This is a genomic window from Roseobacter sp. GAI101 (genome assembly GCF_000156335.1).
Taxonomy (GTDB): Bacteria; Pseudomonadota; Alphaproteobacteria; order Rhodobacterales; family Rhodobacteraceae; genus Sulfitobacter.
Map to the genome: position 1 here is coordinate 38,890 of NZ_DS999215.1, position 20,733 is coordinate 59,622.

The 20,733-nt window shown below is 55.0% G+C and carries 19 protein-coding genes, 1 tRNA gene and 2 pseudogenes; 14 read left to right on the plus strand and 8 right to left on the minus strand.

Annotated features, from left to right (window positions below; translation table 11 throughout):
* Positions 1-134: 134 nt before the first annotated feature.
* Positions 135-211, plus strand: a tRNA-Met gene (locus RGAI101_RS19485).
* 361 nt (positions 212-572) lie between these two features.
* On the opposite strand, the gene RGAI101_RS19490 is transcribed toward RGAI101_RS19485, so the two are convergent.
* Together RGAI101_RS19490 and RGAI101_RS19495 are read right to left on the minus strand one after the other, a co-directional pair.
* Positions 573-1,856: an amidohydrolase gene (locus RGAI101_RS19490; RefSeq protein WP_008229954.1), complete on the minus strand. Its 1,284-nt coding sequence runs from the start codon at positions 1,854-1,856 to the stop codon at positions 573-575.
* 168 nt (positions 1,857-2,024) lie between these two features.
* On the minus strand, positions 2,025-3,266 hold the full coding sequence (locus RGAI101_RS19495) for an MFS transporter (protein WP_008229992.1): 1,242 nt from the start codon (positions 3,264-3,266) through the stop codon (positions 2,025-2,027).
* Positions 3,267-3,538: 272 nt separating this feature from the next.
* On the opposite strand from RGAI101_RS19495, the gene RGAI101_RS21355 reads away from it, so the two are divergent.
* Positions 3,539-4,657: a sensor histidine kinase gene (locus tag RGAI101_RS21355; RefSeq protein WP_198133745.1), complete on the plus strand. Its 1,119-nt coding sequence runs from the start codon at positions 3,539-3,541 to the stop codon at positions 4,655-4,657.
* 539 nt (positions 4,658-5,196) lie between these two features.
* Here the strand turns inward: RGAI101_RS21355 and RGAI101_RS19505 are convergent.
* From RGAI101_RS19505 to RGAI101_RS19520, 4 genes are all read right to left on the minus strand, one after another.
* The gene (locus RGAI101_RS19505) at positions 5,197-5,481 is read right to left on the minus strand and encodes a DoxX family protein (RefSeq protein ID WP_254655321.1); all 285 of its coding nucleotides are present in this window, start codon (positions 5,479-5,481) and stop codon (positions 5,197-5,199) included.
* Complete coding sequence (locus RGAI101_RS19510; protein ID WP_037230312.1) at positions 5,471-6,112, minus strand: TetR/AcrR family transcriptional regulator; 642 nt, start codon at positions 6,110-6,112, stop codon at positions 5,471-5,473. Before RGAI101_RS19510 ends, RGAI101_RS19505 begins: the two co-directional genes overlap by 11 nt.
* Before the next feature lie 145 nt (positions 6,113-6,257).
* Positions 6,258-7,988 (minus strand): sensor histidine kinase, encoded by a 1,731-nt coding sequence (locus RGAI101_RS19515; protein WP_157044761.1) that lies wholly within the window; start codon positions 7,986-7,988, stop codon positions 6,258-6,260.
* Positions 7,989-8,442: 454 nt separating this feature from the next.
* Positions 8,443-9,219, minus strand: a complete 777-nt coding sequence (locus RGAI101_RS19520; RefSeq protein WP_008229872.1) for an amidohydrolase family protein — start codon at positions 9,217-9,219, stop codon at positions 8,443-8,445.
* 81 nt (positions 9,220-9,300) lie between these two features.
* Here RGAI101_RS19520 and RGAI101_RS19525 point away from each other — a divergent pair, with 81 nt between their 5' ends.
* The 12 genes and pseudogenes from RGAI101_RS19525 to RGAI101_RS19575 all read left to right on the plus strand — a co-directional run bounded on the left by RGAI101_RS19525 (position 9,301) and on the right by RGAI101_RS19575 (position 19,685).
* Positions 9,301-10,032 carry a GntR family transcriptional regulator gene (locus RGAI101_RS19525; protein WP_008229892.1) on the plus strand — a complete coding sequence of 244 codons (732 nt, stop codon included), beginning with the start codon at positions 9,301-9,303 and terminating at the stop codon, positions 10,030-10,032.
* A 26-nt stretch (positions 10,033-10,058) separates the two neighbouring features.
* Entirely contained in the window at positions 10,059-11,009 is a 951-nt protein-coding gene (locus RGAI101_RS19530) for a tripartite tricarboxylate transporter substrate binding protein (protein ID WP_008229883.1), read from the plus strand.
* 3 nt (positions 11,010-11,012) lie between these two features.
* Positions 11,013-11,462, plus strand: a complete 450-nt coding sequence (locus tag RGAI101_RS19535) for a tripartite tricarboxylate transporter TctB family protein (RefSeq protein WP_008230114.1) — start codon at positions 11,013-11,015, stop codon at positions 11,460-11,462.
* Between the two features lies 1 nt (position 11,463).
* A complete protein-coding gene (locus RGAI101_RS19540; protein WP_008230135.1) occupies positions 11,464-12,954 on the plus strand; it encodes a tripartite tricarboxylate transporter permease in 1,491 nt (496 codons plus the stop codon).
* A gap of 327 nt (positions 12,955-13,281) precedes the next feature.
* Positions 13,282-13,740: a (2Fe-2S)-binding protein gene (locus tag RGAI101_RS19545; RefSeq protein WP_037230456.1), complete on the plus strand. Its 459-nt coding sequence runs from the start codon at positions 13,282-13,284 to the stop codon at positions 13,738-13,740.
* Positions 13,741-13,743: 3 nt separating this feature from the next.
* Entirely contained in the window at positions 13,744-15,915 is a 2,172-nt protein-coding gene (locus tag RGAI101_RS19550) for a xanthine dehydrogenase family protein molybdopterin-binding subunit (protein WP_008230025.1), read from the plus strand.
* 3 nt (positions 15,916-15,918) lie between these two features.
* Positions 15,919-16,524, plus strand: coding sequence for a hypothetical protein (locus RGAI101_RS19555; protein ID WP_008230034.1), 606 nt, complete (start codon positions 15,919-15,921; stop codon positions 16,522-16,524).
* Between the two features lie 40 nt (positions 16,525-16,564).
* Positions 16,565-16,663, plus strand: a pseudogene (locus RGAI101_RS22500) (integrase); the annotation flags it as partial.
* 31 nt (positions 16,664-16,694) lie between these two features.
* Positions 16,695-16,850, plus strand: a complete 156-nt coding sequence (locus RGAI101_RS22650; RefSeq protein WP_008230137.1) for a transcriptional regulator, ArsR family — start codon at positions 16,695-16,697, stop codon at positions 16,848-16,850.
* 78 nt (positions 16,851-16,928) lie between these two features.
* The gene (locus tag RGAI101_RS19565; protein ID WP_008229944.1) at positions 16,929-17,396 is read left to right on the plus strand and encodes an SRPBCC family protein; all 468 of its coding nucleotides are present in this window, start codon (positions 16,929-16,931) and stop codon (positions 17,394-17,396) included.
* 106 nt (positions 17,397-17,502) lie between these two features.
* The gene (locus RGAI101_RS19570; protein ID WP_050763274.1) at positions 17,503-18,027 is read left to right on the plus strand and encodes a GNAT family N-acetyltransferase; all 525 of its coding nucleotides are present in this window, start codon (positions 17,503-17,505) and stop codon (positions 18,025-18,027) included.
* Positions 18,028-18,743: 716 nt separating this feature from the next.
* A complete protein-coding gene (locus RGAI101_RS19575) occupies positions 18,744-19,685 on the plus strand; it encodes a hypothetical protein (protein ID WP_008230062.1) in 942 nt (313 codons plus the stop codon).
* Between the two features lie 113 nt (positions 19,686-19,798).
* On the opposite strand, the pseudogene RGAI101_RS22505 reads toward RGAI101_RS19575, so the two are convergent.
* A pseudogene (locus RGAI101_RS22505) lies at positions 19,799-19,977 on the minus strand (IS5/IS1182 family transposase); the annotation flags it as partial.
* 39 nt (positions 19,978-20,016) lie between these two features.
* Positions 20,017-20,679 carry a hypothetical protein gene (locus RGAI101_RS19580; RefSeq protein WP_157044762.1) on the minus strand — a complete coding sequence of 221 codons (663 nt, stop codon included), beginning with the start codon at positions 20,677-20,679 and terminating at the stop codon, positions 20,017-20,019.
* Between the last annotated feature and the right edge of the window lie 54 nt (positions 20,680-20,733).

A 20,733-nucleotide genomic window follows, 5' to 3' on the forward strand; every position in this document is an offset into this window, starting at 1 on the left:
ATGCCCGGCAGCAGATCGGTACGAAAAGTGATGGATCAAGCTGTAATAAGGACACATTCGGATGCGTCTAAAATTTTCTGAAAAAGAACTGAGGAAGCCTTTGCGGTCGCTGGGAAACGAGGTTAGTCAGCACGTGCGGGATGGAGCAGCCCGGTAGCTCGTCAGGCTCATAACCTGAAGGTCGTAGGTTCAAATCCTACTCCCGCAACCAATACCCTGATTTATTATCAGTGCATTAGCGCCCCTTGGGGCGCTTTTTGCGCTTTCGAGGTGATGTTTGGTGCCACGGTTTGGATGTACGCCAGCGCGAACTGCACGAATCAAGTGGTGCTGGTCCAGCTGCGCTCAAAAATATTCGAATGAACTCAAAAATAAGGGCGGGAAGAATGCGTAAGTGGGCTGACCCTGCACTTTGGTCGAGCTTCCGATAGGAACGCAGCATAGCTGTGAACATGGGAGCCGGACTATGGAATACTTCGTTGGATTGGGACGCGTTCCGAATTGAAGGCGATCCGTGCAACACGGCCTATCCAACCTTTGCGAAACAACCTTACAAAGCCCCTATGTGTGTTCTAGCTTTGGTCCAACCGTAATTGCATTGCGGAAGCGATAAGTCCGCCGCACAGGAGAACGGACTTTGCCAATGCGCTCTCATCAAAGTCGAAATGCGGGGTGTGATGGTCGTCTGCCAGATCGGCACCCAGAACAAATATTCCAGCAGTTCCGCCCCGCTGGGTCACCTGGTGAGCAAGCGTTGCAGCGTCCTCGCTCGCGCCAAAAAAGAAGTCTGGCAAGATGTTCGCGAACGCACCTGTTGCCGTGTTCACGCCTTCGGCCCATTCCGCAATCGACGCGGGGTTTGAATGCCCGGCGGCACCCCCACCAGGTGACAGAACGCATTCAACCCCATGAGCCTGCGCCGTTGCCTGGATAAACGCGCAGCAGCGGGCCTCTAATGCTTCGAGATCTTCAGTTTCCTGCGCCCGCATTTCGAACGTGAACCTTGCTTCTTCCGGAACGATGTTCACGGCTGTTCCCGCTTGCATCAACCCCACATTCACGCGAATGCCCGGCTTGCTGGATTGCGCCAATGTGTGCAGTCCCAGTACCGCCTGACACGCTGCAACCAGTGCACTACGTCCGCCTTCAGGCGTCTTTCCGGCATGCGTCGCGCGACCTTTCAAAAGCACATCATAGCGGGCGTTGGCCAGAATCCCGTGGACCGCAAATGCGGCGTTGTCCGATGGCACGCCGAGCCCCAGATGGATCGCAAAGAAGAGATCGACATCATCCATCCATCCCGCTTCCGCAACAGCCCTGCCACCCCGCCCGCCTTCTTCTGCGGGTTGAAACAGGAGTTTCAATCGTCCGATACCTGTCGTGAGATAGGGGTGTAACAACCGTGCAGTCGCCAAGCCAATGGCGGCATGTCCGTCATGGCCGCATGCGTGCATGACACCCTTGTTTTTTGAAGCAAAGCCTTGGGCTGCAGGCGCATGATTGCCCCCGGCTTCTGTAATCGGCAACGCGTCAATATCCACCCGCATACAGACAGTCGGGCCGGGTCGCCCGGTATCAAAAAGCGCGATACAGCCTGTCTCGCCTTCACCGGGGATTGGCTCGGCGCTCATCCCAAGTCGATCGACATCACCCAAGAAAGCGGGGCCCGAGGCGACCTCATATCCCGCTTCAGTAAGATCGGAAACAATGGCTGCTGTTGTCTCCACCTCCTGCCAGCCAAGCTCCGGGAAGGCGTGGAAGGTGCGCCGCTGCTCAATCAGTTTATCGTTCTGCGCGGCTGATGCTTGTCTCAGTCTGCTGACGATTTCTGGATGAAGGTTCAGTGGTTTCTGCATGAGGAGACGCTAGTGCCGCGTCAGTTCCGTATCAACAGATATGTTGGCACCGTAATAAGTGCACGGGGCTTCGGTGATGTCTGATGGGCAGGCCCAGGTTGAACGGGGTCGGTTAACTGCCGACTGCCTCAGGCCTTGCAACCCAGCACAATCAGGTGATCAGGATTCTCAATCTTCCTTCTCTGCTTCCATTGGGAAGACCGCAGGCGATGCCGCTGAGGATGGCGCGAAATGCACTTTACTCGTACGGCGCACGCCGGTGTCGATGATCAGCCGGAAGACTGCGAATATCCCGAGTGCGAACAGCACCAGACCTATGAACAGGAACAAGCCCCCAGCTTTGCCGCCCCCCATAAAGAATGACGCCGTGAGCGGCCCGATAGTGGCCCCGATGCTAAACGCCAGCAACAGTCCACCGCTGGTCTCGACCATGCGTGAATTGGGGACGTTGTCGTTGGCATGGGAAATGCACAGCGCATAGATCGGGATCATCAGTGCCCCGTGCACCACGGCCAAGGCAAGCGTCGGTGAGCCCCTTGGCACAAGATCAAATCCGATCACCAAGCCCGACACGACGGTCCCGAAAGACACCGCCGCAATGACGATGCGTCTGTCGATCTTGTCGGAGACCCAGCCAAGAGGCCATTGCGACAGCGTGCCGCCGAACACAAACGCGGCCATCAACAGCGCGATATCGGCGGTGATCATGCCGCGCCCTTGGGCAAAAACCGGACCCAGCGACCAGAACGCGCCCTCGGCCATGCCCGCCAACAGGCATCCCACGATCCCCGCAGGTGATACGCGATACAGCTTTCGCAAATTCAACCGTGCGGAGGGGATCGGCGTCGGTGTCGGGGTGGACGTCAAGCTCAGGGGGACAATTGACAGACAGATTAGGATCGCCACGACTAAAAACAGCATTGGCCCCTTTGTGTCGGACGAATTGACCAGCAACTGTCCTGCCATCGTCACGATATTCGAGACGATAATATAGGCCGATAAAACCCGTCCGCGGTTTGCATTTGAGGAGGTGTCGTTCAGCCAACTTTCCACGACCACATAAAGCACCGCAAGGCATACTCCACTGATCATGCGCATGACGCCCCAGAACAGCGGATCTACAAACAGCGGGAACGCCAGCAGCGTTGCCGTCAGCAGGGCGGTTAATCCGGCAAAGGCACGCACATGCCCCACGGTCATGATCAGACGCGGCCCGACAAAACAGCCAATGGTGAAGCCGCCGAAATAGGCGGTGCCCAAGACGCCGATCAAAGTGGTCGAATAGCCCTCTTGCCCGGCACGGATGGGTAAGAGAGTTTGGAATAACCCGTTGCCTGCGAACAGCAGCGCTGCGCAGATCAGGATCGTAACGATTGCCACAAAGGACGAGGTTTGGCGGATCTCGGTCACCGCTGATAGATGCCCGCAAACTGAACCTCGCGCAAGGCGGCGAACAGTTCTACCGCTGATGCTTGCGCTGCAAGCGTCTTGTTCTGGCCCTAAAACATGGATCTGGTGCCTAGTCGCGCAAGTTGGTGCTGCTTCGTTAGATCAGCCATTCTTCCATTGCACAGCATTTTCGAACGGAAAAGGCCGGGTGAACAAGCAACTTTTTCATCAGACTGTGCGCCATTTGAAAATGTCAAAAAAATGACATGATATAATGTATAATGATAGAAAATATGGGGGCTGGTGAAATGAGTGAGGATAGGTTCTTCACCTACAGATTGTTAGATCAACTTTTTCCTAAGTCGTTCAAGCTTAAGGTGTTCTTTGTCGCATTCATTTCTACGCATATTCCATTAATAGCTCTCGCGGTCTACATTTTTCTCAACTCGGCAAGCGAACATAGCATGCTCTTGCCATTGATGCTTGTGGTAGCGTCAACGGTGATTGCTTCGATCGTTTCAATACAGCTTTTGCGTCATCTGCTCGGGCCATTATTCGCATGTGTGCGGGTGATAAAGGATGCGCAAGAGAATAACGTTTATCACGCTTTACCAGAGGAGTATAAAGACGAACTTGGTTACCTTATGGAACAACTCAATAAATTCATGAACCTGCATCGAAATCTACAGGTCGCATTGGAAAAAGCGGATACCGCAAACCGGGAAAAAGACAATTTCGTATCTGTAATAAACCACGAACTGCGCACGCCCCTGACCTCTTTGAATGGTGCCATTGCGCTAGCCTTAAACGACCAGATTGGAGCGGATGGCGATCGGGTCCGCTCCCTGCTTGAGATTGCGGAGCGAAGCAGCAGTCGGTTATCCAAGTTGGTTGACAATATTCTTCTAGCCCAAAAGATAGATATCGACGCCTTGGAGCTGGATGAAACGGTTATTGATATAGGTAGGGTATTGAAGGACAGTTTTGAGGAAAACAAAACATTTTCTTCGAAATGCCACCTTGAGGTTTTCGACGACAGTTTAAAAAACCCACCTTTTATCATTGGTGATGAATTTGCTGTACGGCAGATTATCGATAATATGGTATCTAACGCAATAAAGTTTTCAGAGAAGGGCGATACGGTCAGAGGCAAAATCAGTGAGGACCATGGAAAGGTCAGGGTCTCTATCATAGATAGCGGTGAGGGAATTCCCGACGGTATGGAGGGCGCGGTATTCGGTCGGTTCGAGCAAGTTAAGAATAAGAAACAAGGATCAACCCAAGGAACTGGCCTGGGCCTACATATTTCCAGAAAGTTAGCCGGCAAGATGTCGGGCAATCTGTCATATAAAAGTGAACTAGGGGTTGGTACAGAATTCTATCTGGAATTTGAAAAGGCTGATGCTCAATGATAACGGAGTATCTGCTCGCCTTGCAGAAGATGATCTAAAACAACGGGGGCGGTCAACGTCGCTGCCAAAAACCGGTTAGACGTTCCCAGAGAACATGCGGCAATTGGCATATTCGAGTTCTATTCGCGCCGCCCAGCCTGACAACGACTACCTACCGACCGACACGCCTGATACCAGCGACCCAGCAACAACTCGACCTTTGAAAGTATCAGACAATCATCTTTTTCCAGAAGGTCCAACGAACACCTTCATACGACCAGTGTCCTCCATATGGTGCTCTATGTGTCCGGCCAACGCTGTCCCGTTCCCAAATCCATACTGGGAAACGGAAACGCAGACCAGACAGCCATCAGGAAGATGATAGCGGGCCTTCGTGGACAATGCGGCGGAATACCGGCTTGGGCCCAAAACTACTTGATGCTGCATGTGCGATGGCCATCGTGTACTGCCAAAAGAAGGTGCGGGCTTTCAGCTCTGCCTCGTGGCTTTCCAGCTCAGGAAAGCTACCGTCAAAGCGACAGCTAACGTCACGAGCGGTGCTAGGCATGAGTGAGTTCGCCGTGCAGCAAAACCGTTCCCGCGGCGCTGGCCATAACGAGGCTGGCCAGTGCCGCGCCCCAAGGCCGTGTAGGGCACCTTGCAATCAGTGCCGCCGCTGAAAGTTCCACTGCGCCGGTGATATAGTGGAACCAGTCCGGATAGCCCCAGCGTAGATAATCGGCTCTGATTGCTTCAGAGGCGAAGATGTTGCCTAAGCCCCCGACTACAAAAAACGCTGCAAGCAGCCAAGCGAGGGTGGATTTCCAAGAAAAGTTACTCAGCATGCGGGGTGCCTCCGGGTAAAATGCCATGAAGGAAAATCAGGACCGTTTCGCGCGAGATACGTTCGCGTTCGGCGGTGGAAAGCGGACCGTCATGCTGTCCCGACAACGCACGCAATTGCGGTCCTGCAGTTAGCAAAAATATAAATTGGTCGGCGAAAGTGGATGCAGAGACGTTTTCCCGGAACAGAAGGTTATGCGTGCGTAGCCAGTCCGCCAAAATTTCGACGCTGACCTCGTGCCCCGACCGTAAGATCGCCTGCGACAGTTCGGGGAAGCGCTGCCCTTCGGCAATCATCAGCCGGTGGAGAGCCAATGTCCGGGGTTGCAGCACGATTTCAAGAATCTTCTCACCGAATTGAACAAGAGATCCGTCAAGGTCGCGTCCCTCAATTTCCATCTCGCGCAAAGGCTGCGCTTGTTCGTTGCAAAGCTTCGTCACGACGTCGATGAACAGGCCTTCCTTGCCGCCGAAGCGGTCATAAACATTGCGCCTTGAGCCGCCTACACGGTTAAGGATGGCGTCAACAGATACGCCTTCATAGCCTCGTTCCAAAAAGAGTTCGGTAGCCGTATCTGTCAGCGCCTTTATGCGCTTGGCTCCATGAGCAGTTCTGTGCGTCGCCGGTTTCATGTGTATTATGCTTCCTAAGAATCATACGGTACAGTACCATACCATTGTTGGCGGAGGCTGCCAGAGAAAACGGATCAAAGTGCCCGCCAATGACCCGTGTCAGTTAGGCTGCACTCTAGAGTGCTCTATTGCAGGACCACCTCTATCAAGCCGCCTTTTCAAGCGCCGGAGACGTATCTTTCGGAAGCGACAACGTAAACGTGCTGCCAAGGCCTACCTCGCTCTTCACGCTAATTGTTCCTCCTTCAAGGCGGGCGAGTTCTTTCGCGATGGATAGGCCCAGTCCGGTTCCGGCTGCACTGCGGGTACCCGAGAGGTCTGCCTGATGAAACGCTTCGAAGATTTTCTCGAGTTCACGAGGCTCAATGCCCGGTCCGGTATCACTAATGTTGATATGAACCTCTTCCTCAGATTCAATAACGACGACAGACACCTTACCTGCATCTGTGAACTTGATGGCATTCCCGATCAGATTGATTAGAATTTGCCGTGTGCGTGTGACATCAGCCAGCATGAGGCAGGAGACGATCGTCGTTTCCAGATCCAGGTCTTTTTGTTCGGTAAGAACTCGCATTTGTTCTATGACCGGTTCGAGGACCTTTCGTACGTCACAAATTTCAGGATCCACCTCAAGCCGCCCTGTTTCAATCTTGGCGTAGTCGAGCAACTGATTCACGAGAAATAAAAGGTGCTCGCCTGATCTCTCGATTTTTTCCATTCCCGTGCCGAATAACTGGAACAGCTCGTTGATGTCTTGCTTGAGAGGTATCGCACTGAGCGGTTGACGCTGAAGCAAATCGTCCAGTCGTTGGCCTGCGGGCATCTTTCGCAGATTTTTCCCTAGCCGGGCATAACCAAGGATGACCGTCAACGGCGTCCTCAACTCGTGGCTCACGATGCTCATGAAGTTCATCTTTGCACGGTCCGCGGCTTCGGCTGCCTCTTTTGCCTGCTTTAGCGAGACGACATCCAGACGTGCCTGCGCTTCACTGGCCTGTAACTGGATCGAGACACGTAAGAGGTGTCGAACGACCCAGAACCACATCGCGCCGCTCACCAGACCTACGGCTGCCAGCACCGGCAGTATCTTCAGGAACAGATCGGTGCCGGGCTGCTCGGGCTTCCAGACGAGCCAGGAGAGCGGGTCGCCCGACGGTCCGGGGACCGCAATGCCTGCCAAGGGACCGCTGGGCCTGTCCGCTGTGAAGGTTGCGCTTTCCAGCTCAACTGGCAGGCCGATTTCCTTGGCAAGAACAGCGTCGACATAGCGTATTGCGACGTGCAGAAATTCCGCTCCGGGTTCCTGCACCACTTCGCCAGTTTCAGAGATGATCGGCACGACGCTGACAATGGCCACCTCGTTCTCAAACCTCAATGGTGTCACGACCGCGACTTCGGCAAGTTCCTCATAGGGGTTGCTTTGACCTGCGCTGACATCCGCCATGGTCTCGCGAAGTTGCGCGACTAATGGTGCAATGGTCTTGGCTCGAATGGAATAGCTGTCAGTGTGCCTGATTTCACCCCGGACCGAAGCGAAGACGGGCTCGCCAGAGGGCGCAAGGACATAGTCTTCGTTGTGACCGAAGTATTGCTGCATCCAGATGCCAAGGTTTTCGTCCATCCACTTATCGTTACCGGCAATGACATTCTGGACTGCATCATCCCAGACGGTCGCACTGCGCTGCTGCTTAGGGAGGACGGCGATGGCCGATTCAAGGCTGCGCGCGGCAAAACGCTCCTGCCGGCCAGACGCGGCCTCGTCGGTGATTTTGATCGCTCTGTGGCCGACAAAGATGAGGCTAAGGATACTCAAGCCGAACACAAAGATAAGGGAGCTGACGATCTGTAATGAAAGCGTGTAACGACTGCTGGCCATGTCTAAACTCGCCTCTACCTGCGTAATTCATTTTTGAGTCTGTGCCAAAACCGTTACTGGCAACGCTAATTTTGGCATAGCTCATGTGCCAGTAGTCTTGGTACCGATGGATTGTGGCGAACAAATGGCATCGCAAATTCGCTGGGCCGGCTGCGTTTCAACTGAGTTTGATAAAATGTGTTACCCGTCGTGCCTCTGCCATGTCTGCGTGCTTGGTGGATGCAGCCCGTCAGGTTCGCTCCAATAGGGGTCCCGTTCCGGCGGGAGCGATCCGGAGTTTTAGGACGCAGGCGATGAGCTTCCTCACCGCGCGTTATCTGTCCAAGCGGGCCTGCAGGTCACATGCGTAGTTTTCCAATTTAAATTGACCCACGTTTCCAGTTGGCGCTGATCCCTTTGGCGGAGAAATCTGATTTGATTGGAAAAAGCCTGCGTCCATGACTGAACGCGTCGCTTATCCACTGAGGCCGTATAAACTTTCCACCGCCTTGCAATCCGAAAAATCTGCCCAGCTGGAGCAGAGTGCGCGGACCCCGTCAAAGCTGTTGCCGCTCTCGTGTTGTGTGTGGGGCCAATCGCTCCCCCAGACCACGCGATTGTCATCCAGCAAAGACATGAGTTCTTTCGCATGCGGATGGACATCAAACGGCACCCGATAGTGAGCGGCAAACTTGAAGTACAGCGCGCTGCGGTCGGCCAGCCCTTCGACTGCGCGGATCATCGGATCGTTCTTCGGCTGTGGCTCGGAGGGCAAGCCGAAATGATCGATAACCACAGTGACGCCCTGATCAGTCAGCGCAGGCAGCAGCGGCGCAAGGCGCGGACCTTCGAGATGGACTTCGAGGTGCAAGCCATTGTCGCGGAGTCTTGCCAGAAAGCCTTGAGTGCGATTTGCGCTGAGGTCAGGAACCGCGGCACCCCGCACCAGATTCCAGCGGACACCACGTATGCCTGCCCGAATTAACTGCTTCAGCTCGGCATCCTCGACGTCAAGCGGCACCACGCCGACCCCCGCGAAGCGACGGGTGTCCAGTCGGGACAGGGCATCGCACATTTGCGAATTGTCGGCTCCGAGAAAACTGACCTGAACAATTACTCCGCCGCGCAACCCATGAGCCGCCTGGTGAGCCAACCAATCGGCAAGCGGCGCGGGAGACTCTGGAACATAGCGGGCACCGTCAACGGGATTTACCGTTTCATAGACATGCGCGTGACAGTCGAAATTGATCATCTGGTCTCCTCTTCAAATCATATATATGACTAGTTGACTGGATGGGTCAACTTGCTTTATGGGTCATCTTGGGAGGACAAAATGAACAATCTTTACGCGACAGCTGATTCCAGACTGCCAGCTTATGTCCGCCTGCGGGACACGCTGACAGCACGCATTGGTGCCGGGGACTGGACCGCGGATCAGCCGATCCCGTCCGAGGCGCGCCTTGCCGCTGAGTTTGACGTGTCAGTCGGGACGGTACGCAAAGCCGTTGACGGTCTTGTCGGGGAGGGCCTTCTGGAGCGGAGGCAGGGGTCCGGGACATATGTGCGCGCGCCCTCGTTCAACGCGACGCTGTTCAGATTCTTCGCCATCCGCGAGCCAGACGGCGCGCGGCCTTCCATCCCATCCAGCAATATGGTGCTGCGCAGCCTTTCCACGGCCCCCAAAGAGGCGGCGCAGGCACTGGGGACAGAAAACACGATCAAGATCGTCCGCTTGCGCAGCCTGTCAGACCAGCCGGTCCTGTCCGAAGAGATCTACATTCCGGCATCCAGGTTCGCGGGTTTCGAACAACTGCCCGAAGCGGCTTTTGGCCCGCTGCTGTATCCCCTCTACTTCGAACGGTTCGGTGTCTTGGTAAAACGCGCCATCGACGAAGTGTCCTTTGGGCGGGCGTCAGAGGTCATAGCCAAACGGCTTCGTATCAATATCGACGATCCGCTCGCGGTGATCCGCAGAACCGCCTTCGACATCGAAGGCAAAGCGATCGAATGGCGCATCGCAAGCGGCAGCGCGGCTGGTTTCCGGTATCGCAGCGAAATCAATTAGTGAACCAAACCAAAGGGAGAGAGACTATGACACTTAAGGCAACTTTCATCGGCTTGACGGCCGCAACGGCACTGGCGGCACCCGTCCTTGCAGAATACCCCGAGCGCACCATCGAGCTGACCATTCCGGCAGGAGCGGGCGGCGGTACTGACACAAGCGCGCGCAAACTGGCAATTCTGCTTGAGGAAAAGCTGGGCACGTCGATTGCCATTCTAAATGTCGGCGGTGGCGGCGGTTCGGTCGGTGCATCGCAGTTCATGCAGGCCAAGCCGGACGGCTATTCGCTGTTTGCCACATGGAACAGCCCGTTGACCACCGTGCCACAGGTGCAGGACGTGGCCTATTCGCTCGCCAGTTTCACCCCAATCGCGTCGACGTCGGAAACCGCTTATACGCTTTGCGTGAAAACCGATTTCCCAGCGACCACCGGCGCAGAATTTCTGGACGAACTCGCAGCCAACCCCGGCAAATACACCTATGGCAACGACGGGATCGGCGGCACGATGCAGCTGGCAGCCGAGCGTATTTTTCAGGCCAAAGAGATTAACGCCATCGCCATTCCCTTCGGCGGCGCAGGCGAAACATTGCAGAACTTTCTCGGGGGCCACGTCGATATCTATGGTGGGTCTATTTCGACCGTCCTTCCTTATGTCGAAAGCGGCGAGGCCAAATGCCCGATTGTGACGTCGGCAGCAGACGTTCCGGCACTTGAAGGCGCATCTGGCCTGGAAGCTCTTGGACTGGCCGACAAGGAAACCTTGCTCTGGCGCGCGATCCTTGGCCCGAAAGATATGGATCCGGCTGTTGTCGAGAAGTTGGCGAATGTAATTGAGGAAGCTGTCAACGACCCCAGCTATGTCGAGTTCCTTGCGACAAAGGGCGAAGTTCCGAATGTCGTGAAGGGTGAGGCTCTCGGCGCGCGGCTGCAGTCGGAATACGATGCTCTCGCCGAAGTGTCGAAGGCATTGGGCCTGTAATCGATGGAGAAGCGTCAGGATATCGTGCTTGGGCTGATCTTTGTCGGCATCGGCATTTTCGCGGCCTGGACGGCCACGAATTACAAAGGGGCAAGTGGCACTTATCCGATGGTGCTTGGCCTTGTCCTGACGCTTCTCGGTGCGACAGTCGCCATCAAGGCGCTGCGGAAGCCGATCAATCAGCCACGCACCTTGATCGACGCGCCTGCGAAGCTGGTCATCGCCATGCTGGTTGCGACCATCTATGTGGCGTTGGTCATTCCCTTGGGCTTTTACACCGCTTCCTTCCTGCTGGTGCTCGCCATGCCGCTGGCGCTTGGGTTTCGGCGCGTGGCCTATGCGATGACTGTGGCGGTTGTGTTCATGTCGCTCGTGTACCTGGTCTTTTCGGTCCTGCTTGAAAAACCTTTGCCGCGCGAATTGATTCTTTCGGTTATTTCCGTGGGGGGCTGACATGGAATTTTACACCAATGCACTTTCCCACGTTCTGACCTTCGGCCCGCTTACCGCCATGATCGGGGCGACGCTGTTGGGCGTCTTCATCGGTGCGTTGCCCGGTCTGAACCCGGTCATGGCCATCGCGCTGCTTTTACCGCTGACTTATTCGATGGACCCATTGGTGGCCTTGGCAATGGTCGCAGGCATTTACAACGGGTCTATGTATGGCGGCGCAATCCCCGCTATTTTGTTGCGCATTCCTGGAACACCGGCGTCTATCGCCACTACTTTTGATGGCTTTCCCATGGCCGACCGTGGCGAGGCCGCAAAAGCCTTGAAGATCGCCTGCTGGTCTTCTGCCATCGGCGGCATTGCAAGTGCCATCGCCTTGATGACCATGGGTCCGATGCTGGCGCGGGTGACGCTGTTTTTTGGCCCTGCCGAGTATTTCTGGATCGCTATTTTCGGTATGGCTTCGGTGGCAGTGATGGTCGGCTCCGATCCGGTCAAAGGGATGATGGCAGCTGTGCTTGGCCTTTTGATCGGGACGATGGGCATCGACAATCTCTCGGGACAGGCGCGGTTCACGTTTGGGCAAACATGGCTTTTGGGCGGTCTTGATCTGATCGTCGTGCTTGTCGGTCTGTACGCGCTGCCCCCCGTTCTGCAACTGGCCGAGAAATGTGATCTCAAGGGGCTTTCGGCAGCGCAGTTGAAATTGGCCGACGCGCCTTTCGAGGAAGGTGAGATCCGTGGATTGATCCCGACTTGGCTGCGCGCCTCCGGCATCGGTATCGGAGTTGGCATCTTGCCCGGTGCGGGCGGAAATATCGCGGCCTTCCTTAGCTATAACGCGGCAAAGAACGCCTCGGACGATCCGTCGAGCTTTGGCAAAGGCAACCCTCAAGGCGTTGCTGCCGCCGAATGCGGCAACAATGCCGACAACGCGGCGTCGATGATTCCTGCGCTGGCTTTGGGCATCCCTGGTAACGTTGTCGCGGCGCTGGTCCTCAGTGCGCTGACGATCCACGGCCTGCAACCCGGCCCGCAACTATTCCACCAGAACCCAACCCTTGTTGGGGGGTTCATGATGGAAATGTTGATTACCTCGGTTCTGATCTTTGCCCTTGGCGGTGCTGTTGCGACCCGCGTCTTCGCACAATTTCAGCGCCTGCCGGGTGTCCTCTTGGTGCCAACAATCCTGATCCTGATGTGCGTCGGAGTTTACGTCATCAACGGTCGGCCTGTTGATCTATGGGTGATGCTTATTGCCGGCTTTGCGGGCTATTTTCTGGAAAAGGTCAATTTCCCGCTGGCCCCTGTTATTCTTGGGATGATCCTGGGGCCCATGGCCGAGCAAAGTGTCCGCCGTGCCCTGCTTATCAGCCGTGGTGACCCAACCGATCTCGTGACGCGGCCGATCTCGGCTGTTCTGGCGGTCGTTACGGTTCTTGTGATCATCTGGCCACTCGTCAAAATGATGCGCCGCCGCCGCAGAGCGAATTGAGCCGTTTTGATTCACCCGCTCACTTTGTGATGGGTTCGCCTGAGAGCAGTCCAGCGCCACCTGATACATGAACGGCCACTCCGCGCCGGTCCTGACAAGGCACGTTTTGGAGCGCAGTCGAACGCGCTAGTGCCGTCCATGGTCGGTCTGATATTTCACGAGGGGTGGATTCCGGACCGAAACGGTCATTCAGCAGGGTTCCAATTTGTGGCGGCAACACATGCCGTGTCCGACCCACGTGGCGACAGGACAAAGTTTTTTGTGACTTTTCTCTGCACCAGACTATTTCACCAATCAGGGTATTTTAAAAAACGCAGCGAGGGTTTGATGACAACTTTTACCGTGAATGGCGAGACGCGGACTGTAGATGTGCCGGGCGACACCCCTTTGCTGTGGGTCCTGCGGGATGAGCTGAAGCTCACCGGGACGAAGTTTGGGTGTGGTGTGGCCCAATGCGGCGCTTGCACCGTTATGCTGGACGGGATGACCCGCCGATCATGCGTCACGCCAGTGTCAACACTGGAAGGGGCCGACATTCGCACCATCGAAGGGCTCGACACGCCAGAGGCAGAGGCGGTGCAGGCCGCCTGGACCGCAATTGACGTGCCCCAATGCGGCTGGTGTCAGTCAGGCCAGGTCGTCAGCGCGGCAGCACTGCTATACGAAATTCCAAACCCTACGGATGAGGAGATTGACCAGGCAATGGCCGGCAACATCTGTCGCTGTGCAAGCTACGTGCGCATTCGCCAGGCAATCAAAGACGCCGCCAAGACGTTGGAGGGTTAAGACATGACCATCACACAGAGCCGCCGCAATTTCCTCGCGTCTTCGCTTGGCCTTGTCATTGCCGTATCGCTGCCGATGCGCGGTCGTGCGCAATCAGGTGCCGCTTTGGCCTTTCAACCTGACGGATCCACGCCGACCTTCGCCCCGAACGCATTTATCAGGGTGGCAGAGGACGACACCGTTACCGTCATAATTAAACACATCGAATTCGGGCAAGGCCCGTTTACCGGCCTGTCAACGCTGGTGGCCGAGGAGATGGATGCGGATTGGGGCCAGATGCGGGCCGAATCCGCGCCCGCTGATGACGAGAAGTACAAGAACCTTTTGTTCGGCCTGCAAGGGACCGGCGGATCCACCGCAATGGCCAATAGCTATACCCAGATGCGCAAAGCCGGTGCCGCCGCCCGCGCGATGCTGGTCCAGGCCGCCGCCGAAGAATGGGGCGTTGATGCGTCAACCATCAGCATCGCCAAAGGTGTGCTGACATCAGGCAGCAACACATCGACCTTTGGACCGCTGGCCGCCAAGGCCGCACTGCTGACCCCGCCTGAAGACCCCGCCGTCAAAGACCCCAAGGACTTTGTGCTGATCGGCAAGGATCGCCCCAAGCTGGACAGCAAAGCCAAGTCCAACGGCACCGCGGTGTTCACGATGGATATGGACCTGCAGGACATGGAATATGTCGTTATCCGCCATGCACCCATGCTGGGCGGTACTGTTGCCAGCTTTGACGATACAGAAGCGATGAAGGTCACTGGCGTCACCGCTGTTCGCCAGATTCCGCAGGGGATCGCGGTCTACGCGACCTCGACCTATGCAGCGCTCTCTGGACGCAACGCCTTGACGGTCGAATGGGACGACAGCGCAGCCGAAACGCGTACCTCCGCCCAGATAATGGATGATTTCGCCAAGCTGGCAACATCCGGTGAAATGAAAAACGCCGAGGAAAACGGCGACATTGACGCAACCTTGTCGGAGGCGGCACAGGTAATCGAGATGGAGTTCCGCTTTCCCTACCTTGCGCACGCCCCGATGGAGCCGCTGGACGCCGTCATTCAAGTAAAGGACGGCAGTGCCGAAACCTGGGGCGGCTTTCAGTTCCCTGGCTTTGACAAGCAGGCCGTTGCAGGCAACCTTGGATTGCCTGTTGAGAATGTAAAACTGAACGTCATGTTGGCGGGCGGTTCCTTTGGACGTCGCGCCCAGCCGTCTGCCCAGATCGGTAATGAAATCGGTGCTATTGCCAAAGCGGCGGGACGCGACGGTGCGTGGAAGTTGATCTGGACCCGCGAAGACGATCTGGCGGGTGGTTATTACCGACCGATGACTGTCCACAAGATGCGCGGCGCACTGGATGCTGACGGTAACATTCTGGGCTGGCACGACATTGTGGTGAACCAATCCATCATGGCTGGCGGGCCGATGGAGCAGATGATGCAGGACGGTAAGGACCCCACGTCCTACGAAGGCGCGACAAAGATGCCTTACGATCTGGCCAACCTGCGCGTTGACTGGGTCCGCGCCGAAAGTGTCGTACCGGTTTTGTGGTGGCGCTCTGTTGGACACACACACACCGGTTATGCGACCGAAGTGTTCCTGGATCAGCTGCTGGAAGCAGGCGGCAAAGACCCGGTGCAGGGCCGTCTGGACCTGCTGAAGGATGACATGGGCCGCGACCGCGCCGTGCTGGAACGGGTGGCCAAGATGGCCGGATGGGATGGCACCAAAGTCAAAGGTGACAAAGGCTATGGCGTTGCCCTGCACGAGTCGTTCGGCACCTATGTCGCCCAGGTCGCTGAGGTCGAAGATCGCAACGGATTTCCACATGTGACGAAGGTCTGGTGCGCTGTCGATTGCGGTGTTGCCGTGAACCCCAATGTGATCCGTGCGCAAATCGAAGGCGGCATCGGTTATGGTCTGGGTTCTGTGTTGTTCAACGCCGTGACCCTTGGCGAGGGCGGCGTCGTGCAGGAACAGAACTTTGACACCTACCGGATGATCCGCATCAACGAGATGCCAGCGGTCGAGGTCGAGATCATAGAAAGCACGATGGACCCAACTGGTATTGGTGAACCGGGCACGCCCCCTGTCGGCCCAGCCGTCGCTAACGCTTGGCGCGCGCTGACCGGCACGAACGTGACAACCCTTCCTTTCATGACCCCGGCCGGAGCGTAATCAATGAAAACTCTTTCTATTTTGTCCATTGCTGCACTTCTGTCAGCGGGCGTGGTTCAGGCCGAAACTGTGAACGGTTTGCGAACTGTCGACGAATTTGACAGCATTGCTGACGACGCCAAACGGTCCGTCGCGCTTTTTGAGGAAATGTTCGTTGTCATCGAAAGCCCGCGGTGCCTGAACTGCCACCCCGTAAACAATGTCCCGCTGCAAGGTGACATGATGCAACCGCACCAGCCACCCGTCGTGCGCGGCGTTGGCGATTTCGGTGCAACGGGTATGCGCTGTTCGACCTGCCACGGGTCGGAAAACGTGTCTTTCACCACCGGACAGGGCTCGATTCCTGGACACGAGCCATGGCAGCTTGCGCCGATCGAAATGGGATGGGTCGGCTTGACCGCGGCGCAGGTTTGCGAGCAGCTAAAAGACCCGGAGCGCAATGGCGACCGGACACTCGCTGAGCTGCATGAGCACAACGCAGAGGACGGTCTGGTCGGTTGGGGATGGGAACCGGGCGAAGGCCGAACACCCGCGCCCGGCTCACAGGAGATTTTTGGCCAGTTGACACAGGCTTGGATCGAAACCGGCGCTGCCTGCCCCCAAATGTGACCTTTGAGCTGGATACCGTTCGCTACGAGATCGGGACTGAGTGTCGTTCATCGGGCTAGAGTTTGCGGCCTATGGGACCCATTCGATGCGACGCACGAAGGTCACCCAAATCTTTGGTAGGACGGGCAACCTAGGTGCTCCTTCAACGGCTCGCTCGGGGCGGGGCGAGTGTGAGCGAACTGGCCGAGCCGCATGACATGGCGCTGCCTTCATTCATGGAATATCTGAAGAAGCTCGAAGCTGCCAAGCTTGTAACGACGAAGAAGGACGGACGCGAATATGCGCTCTCGCACCCGATGCCTTCCAGCCCGCAAAGGACTGGCTGACCGAACAGAGTTCCATCTGGGAAGGACGGCTCGGCCGCTTCGACGATTACATTGAGAGCCTCATGAAGGAACGCAAAAATGAAACTCGATCCGGAAACTGACCTTACATTCACGCGCACAATCAATGCGCCCCGTGCATTGCTTTGGGAGTGCTGGACAACGCCGAAGCACATCAAAAACTTTTTCGTGCCGAAACCTCATGATGTCGATGCCTGTGAAATCGACCTGCGGGTGGGCGGCAAGTTCAACACCACGATGAACGTCGATGGCATAAAGATGGCAAACGAGGGCGTTTATCTTGAGGTTGTCGATGAAGAGCGTCTGGTCTTCACCGACACCTATAGCGAAGGGTGGAAGCCCGCTGCCGATCCCTTCATGACGGCCATCATTGAGTTCGCCGACGATGGGAACGGCGGAACAATCTACACCGCAACTGCACGGCACCGGTCACCGCAAGCCCGTCAGAGCCACGAAGACATGGGGTTCTATGATGGATGGGGCACGGTCGCGACTCAACTTGAGGAATATGCCCGGTCGCTTAAGTGAACTAAGGCGGGCAGTGCACCAATGGCCCCATTGACCGCGAAAGTCAGCTTTGCCGATTGTTCGTATTTGATCGTGCTCACTATGATGCCATCGAGGGGCCACATCAATGCAGAATAGCTCTATAGAAATTGGTGATTTCGACGTCACCGAAGCAGATCTTCTCGGAGGTATATTCTTTGATGCTGTGCGGGAAGGAGCGGCTGAATTCTATGATTTAGAGCAGCGTCGGGCTTGGGCTTCTAAGCAGCCTTCAGGGCAAAACTGGGCATCGCGGCTGGCTGGTCAGAAAACCGTAGTGGCGCGTAAGGCAGGCCTGCCTGTTGGCTTTATGACCTTTGATGGTGATGGTTACATAGACCTTGCTTTCGTCGCGCCAGGGCACCAACGGCAGGGCATAGGTAGAGCTCTTTACGCTCGGATTGAGTCAGCGGCACGTGACGCTAATATTGAACGCCTTCATTCTAAAGCAAGCTATCTGGTTCGAGGTCTTTTTGAGCAGCAGGGTTGGGAAGTTGTCCGCAAGCAGCGGGTCGAGAGATCTGGCGTTACGTTGACCAACTTCCTGATGGAGAAGCGCCTGGATAATCCAGTTCGGCCCACCGACATTGCTGCTAATTCAAAGCAAAGCTGAAGGCCTGGCCCGGGAAAGGAAGTTCCGCCTGGTCCAGCACGCCGACGTTTCAGCCTACCAAAATGTTGCGACATACACGAATGGCCGAAGTTACGGGCCGCACCGCAGCAGTCGAATTAGTGGGGCAACGGCGGGTTGGGGTCGTTAACATTTGCTGAACCTTATTGTCATTGCAGACAGCCTGCATCTAGGACCAGTTCCGCCATTACGTTGATAAGAAATATCCGAGAACACGAGGTTGCGGAGTTTCCAAAGTGCACTGTAAGTCATTCATATTTTGTAGTCGCTGTGGTGCTCAGTTTCCAACCTAAGTCATTCGATCAGCCAGATTGGCACTGAACAGCTGGGTTCATCAATTCTCTAAAAAGCCATTGATTTCACCAAGCTATTTGGTGAAATTCGGACGCTTTTGAACACAATTTACCGTCGGATTGTCCAATGTGACTGGCAGCCGGACCACGATGACGCGGGTTTGCGGCCCGATGCAACCGGCTCCGCTCGTTTCCGCGAACGCGGTCAATGCTCGGAGAGATTAAAGCTTGATCGGCAAGCAGATTCAGGCGACCTTGCCAACATTATAACGGTCACTTGAGAAGATATCCGCTGAATTACCGACAAGGCCCCGAATGTGCGGCTAGTTTCTGCGGCTCAAATTTTATGAGTTTTCTGGATCCGAGATGGCGAAAGATATCTAATTTAACAGAAGGAGTATTTACATGCAAAAGCCAAAGGACATCAACCCTGGCTGGTGGAAAAAGAATAAGCCAAAGAGTCTCCCCAAAGCGCCAGTGGATGCACTAATCGTCAAATATGCGAAAAGTAGCAAAAAAGACAAAATGGGCAAAATCGAAAGCCTTGTAACCAAAGAAACTGATCTATCGAAATTGAATAAAGATCCGGTTTTTACTGAGGGCAAAGTGTTGCTCGCTGAACTCAAGAGATTTCGCAATATCGTAATGAAGGAAAAACATAGGGAATTCCTGGATTCCATTGATATTATGATCGACATCCTTCGATTGGATATAAAAGAGATTGATGCTTTTGCTCAGAAAAAATTTGATGACCATAAGGAAGCGAAAATCAAAGAAAAGGGTGCGAAGAATAAGAAAGATCGTGCAAAAATTGATGAAGAAATTTTGAAATCTAGAAAGGAGTACGCTAAATTTAATGCGGATAATATACATGCGCATGTCAAGAAGCTGGATAAAGAGGATAAAACCTTAAAAGATCAAGTAACGCGCGAGCTCTCGAAATTGAGTAGATCTGTTGGTAAAGCGAAACAGGAAGATGAATTCAAACGGGCCTTTGGTCAATATCGCTGGCTCCTTTCGTGGATCAAGGCCCGGATCTCAAGTATGAAAAAGGAGGTTGCCGATCTTTCCAAGATCATGGAGAAAGCCGGCGGCAGCGATGCAGATGTGAAAAAATATTTCGAGCAGGCCTTTGATCGCAATATTCTTTCGCACACATTGAAATCCTGGGATGTATATAAGAAGCAGTGTCAGGATGCGGATAAGGCTGCTGTAAAACAGGTCGTAGCGAAGTTGGGCAAGAAAGAAGGCATCGCCTGCTATAACGCGGCTGAATCCTTAGAGCTGCCTATAAAAAAACCAGACGCCGAAGGCACAGTAAAGTTGAAAATCAAGAAGTTGAAATAGTAGCCTTTAGACTTTCGTTACACCATCAGTTTTTAAACCAACATCCAAGTCATTGAAAATTCATTTTCGGGAAGGTGTTCAGCGTCCTGCGCGGACTTGGATACATTGATTTGTAAACAGAACAAGATGGTGGCTGCGAGGGCGATTGCAGGCATAAATACCTTAAGGCATCTGTCATATCGACTGGCGATCCGTCGCCAGTCTTTCAAGCTTCCGAACCTGATCTCGATCCAGCATCGTCGTTCAAGCGGCGCTTGTCATATTTGACGGGCTTTTCACGTAATCTCAGCCCCGACATCCGGTGCCAGATCACTATTTTGTCTGGGCAGGGTCAGAATGATGTACGCCACCCGACCACCAGCCCTGTGGACCCGCTGCTGACATCATAAAACCCATAGCCATCTGACCGGTGATGCAGTCTGAAATACAGGTTCGATTCGACTTCGCGCAGGGCAAATTCGATCTCGGCCATCCAGTAGACCAAATTGCGCTGCGACGCGCCTTTTCTATCCAATTCGACCCGCGGAATTTTCGTTGCGTGGGACAGGCCAAGGCCAATGGCCAAGCTCTGTAGCTGTTTCGGAACAGGGTGATCTGGCGTGTAGCGCAGTATGAGTGGCAGGTTGACTTCGAAATGGTCCTGCCGACCGAAATGCCCCACGGTCTGCAGTTCAAAGCCATAGCTGAACCGGCTCGTGCCGATTTGGCGATCCCAGCCCAGTCCAAGACCTGCAAGGTTGGAGTCTGCAAGTTTGAGTTGGCCAGGGGTGAGGGTTTCATGCCATCTGTTTTCCGTCATGACACCAAGAAACCCAATATAATACCAACCGCTATCAGCCTTGGTTGGGCCGACCGAAAGTAAGTAGACTAAGGCAAAAAGAACGGCCCGACCCCTTGAGTGCAACATCCTGGAACTTTCATCTTGCTGGTTTCTAAAAGTGTTCTTGTTTGGCAGCCTAACCGGGAGGTCGTCGGGCAAAATGACAAATCGCATATCTAACGGCTATTGAGGCGAAATGAGCCGATACTCCCCAAATAGAGTGTCCTT